Origin of the sequence: Eubacterium coprostanoligenes (assembly GCF_900167205.1) — a bacterium.
Taxonomy (GTDB): domain Bacteria; phylum Bacillota; class Clostridia; order Oscillospirales; family Acutalibacteraceae; genus Eubacterium_R; species Eubacterium_R coprostanoligenes.
The window spans coordinates 15287-30576 of the sequence record NZ_FUWW01000006.1 but is presented as its reverse complement, the minus strand read 5'-3'; the positions used below and the strand labels follow the sequence as shown (position 1 = coordinate 30576).

The 15290-nt window shown below is 42.2% G+C and carries 20 protein-coding genes; 19 read left to right on the top strand and 1 reads right to left on the bottom strand.

The features are described 5' to 3' along the window. The first annotated feature begins 3 nt into the window (after window positions 1–3). The 19 genes from rplF to B5D29_RS03510 all read left to right on the top strand — a co-directional run bounded on the left by rplF (window position 4) and on the right by B5D29_RS03510 (window position 14241). The gene (rplF, locus tag B5D29_RS03600; protein WP_078768215.1) at window positions 4–546 is read left to right on the top strand and encodes a 50S ribosomal protein L6; all 543 of its coding nucleotides are present in this window, start codon (window positions 4–6) and stop codon (window positions 544–546) included. An 18-nt stretch (window positions 547–564) separates the two neighbouring features. Then, window positions 565–924, top strand: coding sequence for a 50S ribosomal protein L18 (gene rplR / locus B5D29_RS03595; RefSeq protein ID WP_078768214.1), 360 nt, complete (start codon window positions 565–567; stop codon window positions 922–924). Window positions 925–943: 19 nt separating this feature from the next. Beyond that, entirely contained in the window at window positions 944–1447 is a 504-nt protein-coding gene (gene rpsE / locus B5D29_RS03590; protein ID WP_078768213.1) for a 30S ribosomal protein S5, read from the top strand. A 15-nt stretch (window positions 1448–1462) separates the two neighbouring features. Then, window positions 1463–1633 (top strand): 50S ribosomal protein L30, encoded by a 171-nt coding sequence (gene rpmD, locus B5D29_RS03585; RefSeq protein ID WP_078768212.1) that lies wholly within the window; start codon window positions 1463–1465, stop codon window positions 1631–1633. 14 nt (window positions 1634–1647) lie between these two features. Continuing rightward, complete coding sequence (gene rplO / locus B5D29_RS03580) at window positions 1648–2091, top strand: 50S ribosomal protein L15 (protein ID WP_078768211.1); 444 nt, start codon at window positions 1648–1650, stop codon at window positions 2089–2091. Then, window positions 2092–3444 carry a preprotein translocase subunit SecY gene (secY, locus tag B5D29_RS03575; protein WP_078768210.1) on the top strand — a complete coding sequence of 451 codons (1353 nt, stop codon included), beginning with the start codon at window positions 2092–2094 and terminating at the stop codon, window positions 3442–3444. 17 nt (window positions 3445–3461) lie between these two features. Beyond that, entirely contained in the window at window positions 3462–4094 is a 633-nt protein-coding gene (locus B5D29_RS03570; protein ID WP_078768209.1) for an adenylate kinase, read from the top strand. A 1-nt stretch (window position 4095) separates the two neighbouring features. After that, window positions 4096–4845 (top strand): type I methionyl aminopeptidase, encoded by a 750-nt coding sequence (gene map / locus B5D29_RS03565; RefSeq protein ID WP_078768208.1) that lies wholly within the window; start codon window positions 4096–4098, stop codon window positions 4843–4845. Between the two features lie 90 nt (window positions 4846–4935). After that, window positions 4936–5154, top strand: a complete 219-nt coding sequence (infA, locus tag B5D29_RS03560) for a translation initiation factor IF-1 (protein ID WP_078768207.1) — start codon at window positions 4936–4938, stop codon at window positions 5152–5154. Between the two features lie 19 nt (window positions 5155–5173). Continuing rightward, window positions 5174–5287: a 50S ribosomal protein L36 gene (gene rpmJ, locus B5D29_RS03555; RefSeq protein WP_021951166.1), complete on the top strand. Its 114-nt coding sequence runs from the start codon at window positions 5174–5176 to the stop codon at window positions 5285–5287. 32 nt (window positions 5288–5319) lie between these two features. Continuing rightward, window positions 5320–5688: a 30S ribosomal protein S13 gene (gene rpsM, locus B5D29_RS03550; RefSeq protein WP_078768206.1), complete on the top strand. Its 369-nt coding sequence runs from the start codon at window positions 5320–5322 to the stop codon at window positions 5686–5688. 19 nt (window positions 5689–5707) lie between these two features. Then, the gene (gene rpsK / locus B5D29_RS03545; RefSeq protein ID WP_078768205.1) at window positions 5708–6103 is read left to right on the top strand and encodes a 30S ribosomal protein S11; all 396 of its coding nucleotides are present in this window, start codon (window positions 5708–5710) and stop codon (window positions 6101–6103) included. Window positions 6104–6123: 20 nt separating this feature from the next. Continuing rightward, window positions 6124–6750 carry a 30S ribosomal protein S4 gene (gene rpsD, locus B5D29_RS03540; RefSeq protein WP_078768204.1) on the top strand — a complete coding sequence of 209 codons (627 nt, stop codon included), beginning with the start codon at window positions 6124–6126 and terminating at the stop codon, window positions 6748–6750. Window positions 6751–6813: 63 nt separating this feature from the next. Next, complete coding sequence (locus tag B5D29_RS03535) at window positions 6814–7770, top strand: DNA-directed RNA polymerase subunit alpha (protein WP_078768203.1); 957 nt, start codon at window positions 6814–6816, stop codon at window positions 7768–7770. Between the two features lie 14 nt (window positions 7771–7784). After that, window positions 7785–8126, top strand: a complete 342-nt coding sequence (gene rplQ, locus B5D29_RS03530; protein ID WP_078768202.1) for a 50S ribosomal protein L17 — start codon at window positions 7785–7787, stop codon at window positions 8124–8126. 107 nt (window positions 8127–8233) lie between these two features. Then, window positions 8234–10825, top strand: coding sequence for a DNA polymerase I (gene polA, locus B5D29_RS03525; RefSeq protein WP_078768201.1), 2592 nt, complete (start codon window positions 8234–8236; stop codon window positions 10823–10825). Between the two features lie 2 nt (window positions 10826–10827). After that, window positions 10828–11250, top strand: coding sequence for a ribosomal protein S18-alanine N-acetyltransferase (gene rimI, locus B5D29_RS03520; RefSeq protein WP_078768200.1), 423 nt, complete (start codon window positions 10828–10830; stop codon window positions 11248–11250). Between the two features lie 16 nt (window positions 11251–11266). Then, window positions 11267–12280 (top strand): tRNA (adenosine(37)-N6)-threonylcarbamoyltransferase complex transferase subunit TsaD, encoded by a 1014-nt coding sequence (tsaD, locus tag B5D29_RS03515; protein WP_078768199.1) that lies wholly within the window; start codon window positions 11267–11269, stop codon window positions 12278–12280. A gap of 179 nt (window positions 12281–12459) precedes the next feature. Beyond that, window positions 12460–14241, top strand: coding sequence for a phosphoenolpyruvate carboxykinase (GTP) (locus B5D29_RS03510; protein ID WP_078768198.1), 1782 nt, complete (start codon window positions 12460–12462; stop codon window positions 14239–14241). A 116-nt stretch (window positions 14242–14357) separates the two neighbouring features. On the opposite strand, the gene B5D29_RS03505 is transcribed toward B5D29_RS03510, so the two are convergent. Further along, window positions 14358–15290: a glycosyltransferase family 2 protein gene (locus tag B5D29_RS03505; RefSeq protein WP_078768197.1), complete on the bottom strand. Its 933-nt coding sequence runs from the start codon at window positions 15288–15290 to the stop codon at window positions 14358–14360.

Below are 15290 nucleotides of genomic sequence, written 5' to 3'. Positions count from 1 at the left end.
AGGATGTCACGTATCGGTTTAAAGCCTATCGTAATTCCTGCCGGCGTTGAAGTATCAGTAGACGCAGAAAATACTGTAACCGTTAAGGGACCAAACGGTACTCTTACTCAGGATGTTAACAAGGACATCACAGTTACAATCGAAGGCAGCGAGATTACATTTTCAAGACCATCAGACAACAAGGAGCACAGAGCTATGCATGGCTTGTACAGAGCACTTGTTGCAAATATGGTTGCAGGTGTAACAGAGGGCTTCAAGAAGAACCTTGAAGTTAACGGCGTTGGTTACAGAGTATCGGCTTCAGGCAATACTCTTACAATGAACCTCGGTTTCTCACACCAGGTTATTATGGAAGCTCCGGAAGGAGTTAAGGTAGAATGCCCAAGTGCAAACGCTATCATCATTAGCGGTGCAGACAAGCAGGCTGTTGGTCAGTTCGCAGCACAAATTCGTGAAAAGAGACCACCGGAGCCATATAAGGGCAAGGGCATTAAATATGCTGAAGAGCATATTCGCCGTAAAGAAGGTAAAGCAGGTAAGAAATAAAGGAAGGAGTGAATTACAATGGTTTCAAGACAAGATTCTAACATCGCAAGAAAGAAGCGTCACGTTCGTGTACGCGGTAAGATCAGCGGTACTGCTGAGTGTCCAAGACTTAACGTATATCGCTCCCTTGCAAATATCTATGTTCAGCTTATTGACGATGTTGCAGGTGTAACACTTGCACAGGCTTCAACAGTTGAAAAGGACTTTGCACAATACGGCGGTAACGTTGAAGCAGCTAAGGCTGTTGGTAAAAAATTAGCAGAAAGAGCCACAGAGAAGGGCATCAAGGAATGCGTATTCGATCGTGGCGGTTACGTATATCACGGTCGTGTAGCTGCTGTTGCAGAAGGCGCTCGTGAAGGCGGACTTGAGTTCTAAGGAAGGGAGATTAATTATTATGAACAATAAAATTGATGTATCTTCAATGGAACTTGAAGAAAGAGTAGTTACTATCAATCGTGTATCAAAGACTGTAAAGGGCGGTAGAATTTTTAAGTTCGCAGCTCTCGTAGTTGTTGGTGACGGTAACGGACTTGTAGGCTTCGGTATCGGTAAGTCAGGCGAAGTTCCTGATGCAATCCGTAAGGGTATCGAGGATGCAAAGAAGAATGTAATTAAGGTTTCACTTAGAGGAACAACAATTCCTCACGAAATCAAAGGTAAGTTTGGCGCAGGCGAGGTTCTCCTTATGCCGGCTCCAAAGGGTACCGGAGTTATCGCAGGTGGACCTGTTCGTGCTGTTGTTGAAACAGTAGGTATCAAGGATATTCGTACAAAGGCTATCCGTTCAAATAATCCTTGCAACGTAGTAAGAGCTACAATCAACGGCCTCAGCCAGCTCAGAACTGCTGAAGAAGTTGCAGCTGTACGTGGCAAGAGCGTTAAGGAAATAGTAGGTTAAGGAGGAATTTGATTTATGAAAATCAAGCTTACAAAGAGCTTAATTGGTTGCAAGAAAGATCAAATTGCTACCGCTCACTCACTTGGTCTACGCAAGATCGGTAACGTTACAGAACAACCTGATAACGCACAAACACAAGGTAAAATCAAGAAGATTTCTCACCTTGTTACAATCGTAGAAGAATAAGGGGAGGTGCTCAAATGAAATTACATGAACTTTCTCCTGCAGAGGGCTCAAAGAAGGCAGTTAAGAGAATTGGTCGTGGCGCAGGTTCAGGCCAAGGCAAGACAGCCGGTAAGGGTCACAAAGGTCAAAAGGCACGTTCAGGCTACAGCAGAAGACCTGGATTTGAAGGCGGTCAGATGCCACTTCAAAGACGTGTTCCAAAAAGAGGTTTTAATAACATCTTTGCAACAGAATACGCTATCGTAAATGTTTCAGACCTTGAAAAGAGATTTGAAGCAGGCGCAACTGTTGATGCAGAAAGCCTTATAGCTTGTGGTCTTCTTAAGAAGACACTTGACGGCGTAAAGGTTCTCGGTAAGGGCGAAATCACAAAGTCTTTGACTGTAAAGGTTGACGCAATTTCTGAGTCCGCAAAGGCAAAAATTGAAGCAGCTGGTGGAACGGTGGAGGTGCAGTAAATGATTAAAACCATCATTAATGCATTCAAAATCCAAGAAATCAGAAAAAAGCTTCTGTTTACAGCTTTTATCATTCTTATTTTCAGAATCGGTTCAGTTATCCCTGTTCCGTTCGTAAATATCGTTGACGAAATCGATGTTGGTAAAGGCAACACAATTATGACTTACTTGAGCTTGATGACAGGTAGTGCTTTCACATACGGAACTATCTTCGCTATGTCAATCACTCCGTACATCAACTCATCAATCATCATTCAGCTTTTGGCAGTTGCCATTCCTGCTTTGGAAAATCTCCAAAAGGAAGGCGAAGAAGGCAGAAAGAAGATTACTGCAATCACAAGATTCTTGACTGTCGCACTTGGTTTGCTTCAATCACTTGCATATTTCTTCTATCTCCGTGCCAACAGCTTGCTTGCAACTGACGCAAGCGGTGCTGCATACACAGGCTTTGACGCTGTATTCCAAGCAGTAGTAATTATTGCTGTTCTTACAGCCGGCACAGCTGTTATTATGTGGCTCGGTGAGCAGATTTCAATTCAGGGCATCGGTAATGGTATTTCCATCATCCTCTTTGCCGGAATTGCATCTCGTTTCCCAACAATTATCAAGCAATTGTTCCAATACATCTCAACAGGCAGAACTGTTTATAAAGTTCTCGTTCCTGTTGTATGCGTAGTCTTCGTTCTTATGATTGCGTATATCGTATTGCTCGACAATGCTGAAAGAAGAGTTCCTATTCAATACGCAAAGCGTGTTGTCGGCAGAAAGATGTATGGCGGTCAAAACACACATATGCCTATCAAGGTTAATATGTCAGGCGTACTTCCAATCATCTTTGCATCATCAATACTTTCTCTTCCGGGTACAGTTCAAATGTTCCTTTCAAGCAGTAAGTATGAAGGCACTTTCTGGGAAAAGTTCTTCAAAGCTTTCCAGAGTGACTCATGGTGGTATGCTGGAATGTACTTCATTTTGATTATTTTCTTTGCTTATTTCTACAGTACAATTCAGTACAACCCAATTGAAATGGCAAATAATCTTCGTAAGAACAACGGTGTTATCCCTGGTATTCGTCCGGGTAGACCAACATCAGACTACATCTTGAGAATCATCTCAAGACTCACCCTCATCGGTGCGTTGATGATTTCAGTAGTTGCGTTGTTCCCAATCATTTGGTCACTCATTTGCGATGCTGCTATCAAGCCTCTCACCGACGCTCCGGACACCACAGGCGGTATGTCCATTACAATGGGTGGTACATCACTCATCATCTTGGTTGGTGTAGCTCTTGAAACAGTTCGTCAATTAGAGTCACAAATGGTAATGCGTCATTACAAAGGCTTCCTTGATTAATCGAAAGGATTTATGATATGAAACTTATTCTTTTAGGAGCTCCGGGTGCCGGCAAAGGTACTCAAGCAGAAAAGATTTGTGAAAAATTAAATATTCCTGCAATTTCAACAGGTAACATTCTACGTGCGGCTGTTAAGGACGGCACAGAGATGGGTCTTAAGGCAAAAAGTTATATGGATGCCGGTCAGCTCGTTCCTGATGAAGTTGTTATCGGAATTATCAAGGATCGTCTTAATGATGACGATTGTAAAAATGGATTTATTCTCGACGGATTCCCTCGTACAATTCCGCAGGCTCAGGCTTTGCTTGACAGCGGTGTAGATATTGATAAAGTTATTGATATCGAAGTACCGGATGAAGCTATCACAAAGAGAATGTCAGGTCGCCGTGTTTGCTCAAAGTGTGCAAACTCCTACCATATTGAGTACAAAAAGCCAAAGGTAGAAGGCATTTGCGATGCTTGCGGCGGCGAATTAATTCAGCGTAAAGACGACGCTCCTCAGACTGTTCTTGACCGTCTTGTTGAATATCACAAGATGACAGAACCGCTTAAGGGATTTTATGAGAATCTCGGTAAGCTTAAGGTTGTTGAAGGTCAGGAAGATGTAGCTGATACAACAAAGCTCGTTTTTGCCGCATTGGAGGATTAACATGATAGTGCTAAAAAGCAGTCGTGAACTCGAGCTTATGAAAGAAGCTTGTATAATTTCGGCTCAGGCATTACAGGTGGCAGGTGAAGCCGTTAAACCCGGTGTCACAACATGGGAGATTGATAAAATCGCTTATGATTTTATAAAGAAATGTGGGGCTACCCCTAATTTCCTGAACTATGGCGGATATCCTGCTACCGCATGTATATCTATAAACGATGAAGTAATCCACGGTATCCCAAGTAAAGATAGAGTTATAAAAGATGGCGACATCGTTTCTATCGACTTGGGTGCTGCAAAGCACGGATATAACGGCGATAATGCTGCTACTTTTATCTGCGGGACTTGCTCTCCCGAGGTAAAGCGGCTGGTGGAAACAACCAGAGAATCTCTGTATAAGGGAATCGAGGCTGCTGTTCCGGGCAACAGAATCGGCGATATCGGTCACGCAGTGCAATCATATTGTGAAGAGCGTGGATACGGTGTGGTTCGTGACTTTGTCGGTCACGGCGTAGGCACAAAACTTCATGAAGAACCAAGCGTACCGAACTTCGGACACGCAGGTCGTGGTATCCGACTATCACCCGGAATGACATTGGCAATTGAACCGATGATAAATCTGGGAACCTATAAGGTTAAACAGCTCTCTGACGGATGGACTGTAAAAACTTGTGACGGCAAACCGGCAGCTCACTTTGAGCACACCATTGCAATCACATCAAACGGTCCGGTTATCTTGACAAGGGCTTAACGGTAGGCGAGTTGAATTGCAGGCGATTACGCCGTAATGTGATTCCAGATAGAAACAACATCATACTAATATAATTAGCGAGGTAAAATGATGTCTAAGTCAGATATGATAGAAGTTGAAGGTACTGTGGTTGAATTGTTACCTAACACAACTTTCAAGGTAGCGTTGCAAAACGACCACATTATTACAGCCCATATCAGCGGAAAGCTCAGAATGAACAACATTCGCATTCTTCCCGGTGATAAGGTAACAATGGAAATGTCACCGTACGACTTAACTAAAGGTCGTATCATTTGGCGTTCAAAGTAAATTTAAGGAGGATATTCAAATGAAAGTTAGACCTTCTGTAAAGAAAATTTGCGATAAATGCAAAGTTATTAAGCGCAATGGAAAAGTAATGGTTATCTGTGAAAATCCAAAGCACAAACAGCGTCAGGGCTAATCCTGAACTAATAATCGGAGGTAAACTGTAGTATGGCACGTATTTCAGGTGTTGACTTACCTAATGACAAGAGAGTTGAAATCGGTCTTACCTATATTTATGGTATAGGCAAAACAACCTCAGACAAGATCATCGAAGCAACAGGCGTTAATCCAGACACACGTTGCAGAGATTTAACAGAAGAAGATGTAAAGAAGCTTAGCGATTACATCACTCATAACCTTGATGTTGAAGGTGACTTGAGAAGAAAAGTTGCGTTCGATATTAAGAGACTTAAAGAAATCGGTTGCTACCGTGGTATGCGTCACATTAAGGGTCTTCCTGTAAGAGGACAGACTTCAAAGAATAACGCAAGAACACGCAAGGGTCCAAAGAGAACTGTAGCAAACAAGAAGAAGTAAAGTAGGAGGAATATTCAGTATGGCTACTAAAAAGACAGCTTCTCCGCGCAAAAGACGTGAGAAGAAGAATATTGAGCGTGGTGTTGCTCATATTCAGTCAACCTTCAACAATACTATCGTAACAATCAGCGACACACAGGGCAACGCAGTATCATGGGCTTCAGCCGGTGAAATGGGTTTCCGTGGTTCAAAGAAATCAACTCCGTTCGCAGCACAGACAGCAGCAGAAACTGCAGCTAAGATTGCAACAGAGCATGGTATGAAAACTGTTGAAGTTTATGTTAAGGGTCCGGGCGCAGGTCGTGAAGCAGCTATCAGAGCACTTCAGTCAGCAGGCCTCGATGTAAGTCTTATTAAAGATGTTACTCCTATCCCACATAATGGATGTCGTCCGCCAAAGAGACGTCGTGTATAATTTATTGGAGGTTACTTGATATGGCAAGATATACAGGACCTGCTTGTAAGCTTTGCCGTCGTGAAGGAAAGAAGCTTTTCCTCAAGGGCGACAGATGTTATACAGGCAAATGTGCATTAGAGCGCCGCTCATATGCACCTGGCCAACATGGTCAAAATCGTAAAAAGACTTCAGAATATGGTTTGCAGCTTCGTGCAAAGCAGTCTGCTCGTAGATATTATGGCGTAAGCGAAGGTCAGTTCCATAAGTATTTCCTTATGGCTGAGCGTAAGGAAGGCGTTACAGGTACAAACCTTCTTCAACTTTGCGAAAGCCGTCTTGACAATATCGTTTATACAGCCGGTTTTGCAAGCTCAAGAGCACAGGCTCGTCAGCTCGTAAATCATGCTCACTTCACCGTTAACGGTTCAAAGGTTGATATTCCGTCATACCTCGTTAAAGTTGGTGATGTTATTGCTGTTAAGGATACAAGCAAGTCAACAGATGAGTTCAAGACTCTTGTTGAATCAAATGCTTCTCGTACTGTTCCAAAGTGGATTGATGCAGATTCAGCCGCTATGACAGCAAAGGTTGTTGCTGTTCCTGAAAGAGAAGAAATTGCAACACCTGTTGAAGAGCACTTAATCGTTGAGTTCTACTCTAAATAATAAGCTGATTATATTGGTTTGTTATTTAGCGAAAACAAAGCTATATATTTAGGAGGCTTTTAGATGATTGAAATTGATAAGCCTAATATCGAAATAGTAGATTTATCTACTCAGGGAAGCAGAAGCGTAGGCAGATTTGTTGTTGAACCTCTCGAGAGAGGCTTCGGCACAACTCTCGGAAATTCAATGAGAAGAGTTCTTCTCTCATCACTTCCGGGTTACGCTATTACTTCTGTAAAGATTGACGGTGTACAACACGAATTTTCAACAATTCCTCATGTTAAAGAGGATGTAACTGAAATTGTTCTTAACCTCAAAAATGTAATTCTTAAGATTCACGACGAAGAACCTAAAACTCTTTACATCAATGCAAAGGGCGAGGGCGAAATCACTGCCGGCGACATTCAGCATGACGGCAGCGTGGAAATCTTGAATCCGGAGCTTCATCTTGCTTATCTTGATGACGGCGCCGATGTTGTTATGGAACTCACAGCAGATAATGGTAGAGGATATGTTCCTTGCGATAGAAACAAGCAGATTATGGAACTTCCGATCGGCACTATTGCAATTGACTCTATCTATACACCTGTATTAAAGGTTAATTACACAGTAGAGAATACTCGTGTAGGACAACAAACTGATTTTGACAAACTTATCCTTGATGTTGAAACTGATGGAACTATTCCGGCAGACGAAGCCGTTTCGCTTGCTGCAAAGATTCTCAATGAGCATCTTAACCTTTTTGTTGACCTTTCTGAAGAAATGGGCAACGCTGAAATTATGGTTGAAAAAGACGATGACGGAAAAGAAAAGGTTCTTGAGATGACTATTGAAGAACTTGACCTTTCGGTTCGTTCATTCAACTGCTTGAAGAGAGCAGGCATCAACACTGTAGGGGATTTGATTGGCAAATCTGAAGACGATATGATGAAAGTCAGAAACCTTGGTCGTAAGTCACTTGATGAAGTAATTGGTAAGCTTGCTTCTCTTGGTTTCAAACTTAGCAAGGAAGAAGACTAAAGGAGGGAATTTCAATGCCAGGTAGCAGAAAACTCGGTCGTCCAACCGACCACAGACAGGCTATGCTTAGAGGATTGGTTACTTATCTTCTTGAAAACGGCAAAATTGAAACAACCGTTACTAGAGCTAAAGAAGTTCGTGCTATGGCCGACAGAATGATTACTCTCGGCAAGGAGAACACACTTCACTCAAGAAGACAGGCTCTTGCTTATGTTACTAAGGAAGATGTTGTTAAAAAGCTTTTTGATGAAATTGCTCCAAAGTACGAAGATAAAAACGGTGGTTACACTCGTATAATTAAAACAGGTCCTCGTAGAGGCGATGCTGCTGAAATGTGCATCATTGAACTTGTTTAATTAAAAAGCATACAGGCACTCAAGTATTAATTTACTTGGGTGCTTTTTCTTGTATTAAGTGCAGTATTGTGGTATAATATTATGAATTAATTTTTTGAGGTATGGCTATGACTTTATTGGTTCTTGACGGTAATAGTATTATCAACCGTGCGTTTTACGGAATAAAACTTCTCACAACAAAGCAGGGTGATTATACCAATGCTATATATGGATTTTTGAATATGATGCTCCGATTTGAAGATATGTGCAAGCCTGATGCGGTTGCAGTTGCTTTTGATTTGCACGCACCGACATTCAGACATAAGATGTACGATGCTTATAAAGCAGGCAGACACGCTATGCCTGATGAACTTCGTTCTCAAATGCCTGTGCTCAAGAATATTTTGCATCTTTTAGGCATTAAAACCGTTGAATGTGAGGGCTGGGAGGCTGATGATATTCTTGGCACTTTTGCAAAGGTTTGCAGAGAAAACGGTAACGCTTGCTATCTTGCAACAGGCGACAGAGACAGTCTGCAACTTGCTCACGACGGTGTTAAGGTGCTCCTTGCAAGAACAAAAAGCACTGATATTATGGATGAAAAGGCAATATTGGAAGAGTACGGAGTTGAACCGACTGACCTCATTCAAGTCAAGGCTTTGCAGGGCGACAGTTCCGATAACATTCCCGGCGTTCAGGGCGTAGGTCCAAAGACTGCACTTGACCTCATTTCTCGCTTCAAAACTATTGATTATATCTATGAAAATATCGATACAATCGACATAAAAGAGGGCGTTCGTAACAAACTTAAAAATGACAAAGACAATGCCTATCTTTCACTAAAACTCGGCGAAATTGTATCCGATGCACCGATTAATACCGACATTAACGAATACAAACTTAATGACGGTGACAAAAAAGGTGCGGCTGCCGAGTTCGCAAGACTTGAGTTGTTCAGCCTTATGGACAGATTTAACCTCAACGCAAATGACGCAGTTGTTGTAGCTGCCGAGGAGGAAGTTGTACCTCGTGAGCTTGAACGATTAACCTGCGTTGACGCCGATTATCTTCTTGAAAAAATCGGCGATAATGACGCTTATTATTATCCAGAAATTGTTGACAATTCGGTAACTGATTTGTATTTTGCATTTGGTGACCAAATTATCGTTATGCCGAGCGAAACTCCCGAATTCAAGTATTTTGTTCGCAAGTTTTTTGAAAATGAGAATTGCAAAAAATACACCTATAATTCAAAATATTCTCACCGACTTGCAAAAGAATTAGGCGTTGAGTGCAAAAATGTATGTGGTGACCTTATGCTTTCGGCGTATCTTCTCAAGCCGTCGGATAACAATTATTCAATCGACCATCTTTGCATGGAGTACGGCGTTGCAATTCCCGAATATAAAAATTCTCTTGGCGGAAGTGACGAAAGAGTAGTCAACGCTTCGGTTCTTATGCCACTTTTTGAAAAGACAAATTCGCTTCTTCAAGAGGCAAATCAAACGGAACTTCTCAACACAATCGAGCTTCCTCTTGCACGAGTTCTTGCAAAAATGGAAATTGAGGGCTTTGCTGTTGATAAGCAGGGCATTGAGAATTTCGGCAAAAGGTTGTCAACACGAATTGATGAACTTACAGAGATGATTTACGGCTTTGTTGGTCACGAATTCAATATCAATTCACCAAAGCAGTTGGGAGTTGCACTTTTTGAGGATTTAGGCTTGCCGTGCAAGAAAAAAACAAAGAGCGGTTATTCAACAAATGCAGAAGTTCTCGAAGGATTGCGTAACGAAAACCCTGTTGTCAACTGTATTTTGGAATACAGAACTCTCACAAAATTGAAGTCAACCTATTGCGAGGGCTTGCTAAAAGCTATTCAATCGGACGGCAGAATTCACACTTCATTTAATCAGGTGGAAACTCGAACAGGCAGAATTTCGTCACTTGAACCGAATTTGCAAAATATTCCGATTCGCACCGAACTCGGCAGAGAAATGCGAAAGTTTTTCATTGCCAAAGACGGTGATGTGCTTGTTGATGCCGATTACAGCCAGATTGAACTTCGTGTTCTTGCCGATCTTGCAAATGATGAAAATATGATTAACGCTTTCAACAGCGGAGCGGATATTCACACTTCAACCGCTGCACAGGTGTTCAATATGCCTGAGGAGTTTGTCACAAAACAAATGCGTTCTTCTGCAAAGGCTGTCAACTTCGGTATCGTTTATGGCATCGGTGCGTTCAGCCTTGCAAAAGATATCGGAGTTTCACGCAAGGAAGCGCAGGAATATATCGACAATTATCTTGCGACATACAGCGGAGTAAACAAGTATATGACCCATGTGATTGACCTTGCAAGAGAAAAAGGATATAGCGAAACTTTGTTTAAGCGCCGCAGATATTTGCCTGAACTCAACGCAACCAACCATATGGTTAAGGCGGCAGGTGAGCGAATCGCAAGAAATATGCCGATTCAGGGTACAGCTGCCGATATAATAAAAATCGCAATGATTAAGGTTGACAAGCGACTTGATGACGAAAAACTTGACGCTCGTCTAATTTTGCAGGTGCACGATGAACTTATCGTTGAATCAAGCGAAGCCGATTCAAAAAAAGTGCTTGAAATCGTAACCGAGGAAATGGAAAACGCTTGCCAAATGAAGGTGAAGCTCCGTGCAGACGGTGCAATCGGCAAGGATTGGTACACCGCTCATTGATTATGAATATAGAAAAGTTTGAAGAAAAGCACCTTGACGGTGTTGAAAAAATAGAAAAAACCTGCTTCGCACATCCGTGGAGCAGGGAAAATTTGAAAAATCAAATCGGTCTTGATACATCACATTTTCTTGTTGCAACGGTTGACGGAAATGTTGCGGGATATATGGGACTTCAGATTTTCGGCGGTGAGGGATATGTAACAAATGTTGCCGTTTTGCCCGAATATCGCAAACAGGGTATCGCCGAATCACTGATTAGGGAACAGATGAAAAACAAGATGTCGTTCATCACCCTTGAGGTGCGAGAAAGCAACCTCCCTGCAATCTCACTTTACACAAAATGCGGATTTAAAAATGTCGGCATCCGCCCCAATTTCTATTCCGCCCCAACCGAAAACGCAATAATAATGACATATGAATTTTGACATTGAGGATAAACAAATGAAAATTTTAGGTATAGAAAGCTCCTGTGACGAAACGGCGGCAGCCGTTGTCGAAGATGGTCGCAGGGTGCTGTCAAATGTAATAGCAACCTCTTTGGAGGAGCACAAACTGTATGGCGGTGTTGTGCCGGAAATCGCATCTCGCAGACACGCAGAGAGCATCAGCGGTGTTGTTGAAGAAGCACTTGCACAGGCACAGTGCACTATGGATGACATTGACGTAATAGCTGTTACCTATGCACCGGGTCTTATCGGTTCACTTCTTGTCGGAGTGAATTTTGCAAAGGGACTTTCTGTTGCAACAAACACCCCTATTGTTCCTGTTCATCATTTGAGAGGTCACATTGCATCAAATTATATTTCAAGCGATATTGAACCGCCGTTTTTGTGCCTTGTTGTCAGTGGCGGTCACAGTCATATTGTTGCCGTTAAGTCTTATACGGATTTTGAAGTTATCGGCAAAACCCGTGACGATGCAGCAGGTGAGGCGCTTGACAAGGCAGGCAGAACCATGGGACTTGAATATCCGGGCGGTATCAGCATTGACAGGCTTTCGCCAAGCGGTGACGAAAACGCTTTTAAGTTTCCTGTGCCGAAAATTCACGATGCGCCGTATGATTATTCATTTTCGGGGTTAAAAACCGCTGTTATAAACACTATTCACAATTCAAAGCAGAAAAATGAGAAAATTAATATTGCCGATTTGGCAGCGTCTTTTCAGAAAAGTGTTGTTGACCTTTTGCTTTCGCATTTTGAGAGTGCGGCGGAGAATTTTGGATATAATAAACTTGTGATTGCAGGCGGAGTTTCGGCAAACAGCAAATTGAGAAGCGAGGCTGAAAAAATGTGCAAAAAGCACGGCTGGAGTCTTTATTTGCCTGAACTTAAATATTGCGGTGACAATGCTGCAATGATTGCGTCACAAGGCTGTTATGAATACAAGGCAGGCACTGTTGCAGGAGAAAATTTGAATGCTTATGCCACTATGCCGCTTGATGATTTGCATTATTGACAAAAAATTGTCAATTTGAAACACATTAATGTGACAAATTAATGAATTTTGCTTTTTTCTATTGAAATTTTACTTAATAATAAGTATAATCATACTAACAAATCAGTATGCGTTACTGTAACTGATTTTAGGCTGAAAAGCCATAGACCAAATGTAAAATATATAAAGGAGAATAGATTATGGAATCAAAACTCACAAAGAATCCATCTTTACTTGCTTGGCTCGACGAAAAAGTTGAACTTTTGAAACCTTCAAAGATTGTATGGATTGACGGTTCAAAGGAGCAAATCGACGCTCTTAAGGCTGAAGCTGTTGAAACAGGCGAAATGATTAAGCTCAACGAAGAGCTTCTTCCTGATTGCTATCTTCACAGAACAGCAGAGAACGATGTTGCCCGTGTAGAGGATCGTACTCTTATCTGTACAACAAAGGAAGAGGATGCCGGTCCTACAAACCATTGGATGGCTCCTGACAAAGCATACGATATGCTTTATAAAATTGCAGCAGGTTCTTACGAAGGCAGAACAATGTACATCATCCCTTATTCAATGGGTCCTGTAGGTTCTCCTCTTGCTAAAATCGGTATCGAAATCACAGACTCTATCTATGTTGTTCTTAATATGAACATTATGACAAGAGTCGGCGCAAAGGTACTCGATGTTTTGGGCGACAGCAACGACTGGGTTCGTGGTATGCACTGCAAATGCAATGTAGACCCTGAAAACAGATGGATTGTTCAGTTCCCTGAAGACAATACTATTATCTCTGTTAACTCTGCATACGGCGGAAACGTACTTCTCGGTAAGAAGTGCTTTGCTCTCCGTATTGCTTCATATCTTGGTAAGAACGAAGGCTGGCAGGCAGAGCATATGCTCATCCTCGGTCTTCAAAAGCCAAACGGCGAAATCAAGTACATCTGTGCAGCATTCCCGTCAGCTTGCGGTAAGACAAACCTTGCAATGCTTATCCCACCTGAAGGATACAGAAATAAGGGCTACAAGATTTGGACAGTAGGCGATGATATCGCTTGGATTAAGAAGGGTCCGGACGGAAGACTTTATGCTATCAACCCTGAAAACGGCTTCTTCGGCGTTGCTCCGGGTACAAATATGAAGTCAAATCCTAACGCTCTTAAGTCAACAATGAAGGGTACAATCTTTACAAATGTTGCTCACAACCTTGACAACAACACTGTTTGGTGGGAAGGTCTTGATAAGAATCCGCCTGCAAATGCTGTTGACTGGAAGGGTAATCCTTGGAACGGTCAAACATCAACAGAAAAGGGCGCTCATCCAAACTCAAGATTTACTGCTCCTACAGCAAACTGCCCTTGCCTTTCATCAGAATTCGATAATCCAAATGGTGTTCCGATTTCTGCATTCGTATTCGGCGGTCGTCGTGAGAAGCTCACTCCGCTTGTATATCAGTCAAAGAGCTGGAACAACGGTGTATTCGTAGGCTCAATCATGGGCTCTGAAACAACTGCTGCTGCAACAGGTGCAGTTGGTGTAGTTCGTCGTGACCCTATGGCTATGCTCCCATTCTGTGGCTACAATATGGGTGACTACTGGAAGCACTGGATTGAAATCGGCAAAACTCTCGATGAGGATAAGGCTCCAAAAATCTTCAATGTTAACTGGTTCCGTAAGGACGAAGACGGCAACTTCTTGTGGCCTGGATTCGGTGATAACTTCAGAGTTCTTGACTGGATTATCGACCGTTGTGAAGGTAAGGTTGACGCTCAGGAAACAGCTATCGGTTATATTCCTTATGCTAAGGATATCAACCTTGAAGGTCTTGATATGACTGAAGAAGAAGTTGACAAGATTCTTGATGTTGATAAGGACGCTTGGGAAGAAGAACTCAAGGGTGTTGATGAACTTTACGCTAAGTTTGGCGATAGGCTTCCTAAGGAGCTTGCAGACGAACTTGCATCTGTAAAGGCTGCACTCAAGGACTAATTATCATTAGTTGATTTAATAATTAGAGGATAAGTTTTGGCTTATCCTCTTTTTGTATAATAAAAAGGGTCACAATCGAAGTGCGCCTCGGTTGTGACCTTAATTTGTTTTGTTTTTTATTTATCGTTTTTGTCAAGCATTCTGATTATATTGAGGTTTGTTTCGAATACTTGTCTGTGTTGTTTTCGGAGAACCGACAGCACAATTCCCGCAAAGAAATTCATTCCCGACACAATGCCTAATGTAACGGACGCAAGGAAAGTCGGAATTCTCGGAACTAATCCTGTTTCGATATATTCCACAAAGACAGGGATGAAGAAAGCGATTGCAACTGCCATAAGTATCGCAGAAATGATTGAGAAAAATGTGAGAGGCTTTGTATCTCTGAACAGCATGCCGATGGTTTTGAGCACCTTGAAACCGTCCGAGTATGTGTTGAGTTTGCTTTCACTGCCTTCCTCACGGTCTTGGTAATCAATAGGAATTTCAACAATTCTGAAATTGTTATCAAGTGCAAATATTGTCATTTCTGTTTCAATTTCAAAGCCTTTGCACAGAACAGGGAATGACTTTGCAAAGTCACGGCTGAACGCTCTTGCTCCGCTCATTACATCGTTGATTTTCGAGTGGAAAAGGAAGTTGATCATATCTTTAACAAGAACATTTCCGAAATTGTGAAAACGGCGCTTGTTCATTTCAAAATATGTAGAACTCAATCGGTCGCCGACTGCCATATCGGCTCTGCCCTCGAGAACCTCTTTTTCAAGAACAGGTGCAAACGATGCAGGGTAGGTGTTGTCGCCGTCTGCCATAATGTAGCAATCTGCCTCAATATCTCTGAACATTGAGCGCACAACATTACCCTTGCCTTGACGAACTTCTTTCCTGACTATTGCACCGGCATTTTTTGCAATTTCATATGTGCCGTCAGTTGAGTTGTTGTCATAGACATATATATCTGCGTGTGGCAAGTGTTCACGAAAGTCCTTTATTACTCTTTCAATTGTTTTTGCTTCGTTGTAGCATGGTATAATTACTGCTGTTTTCAT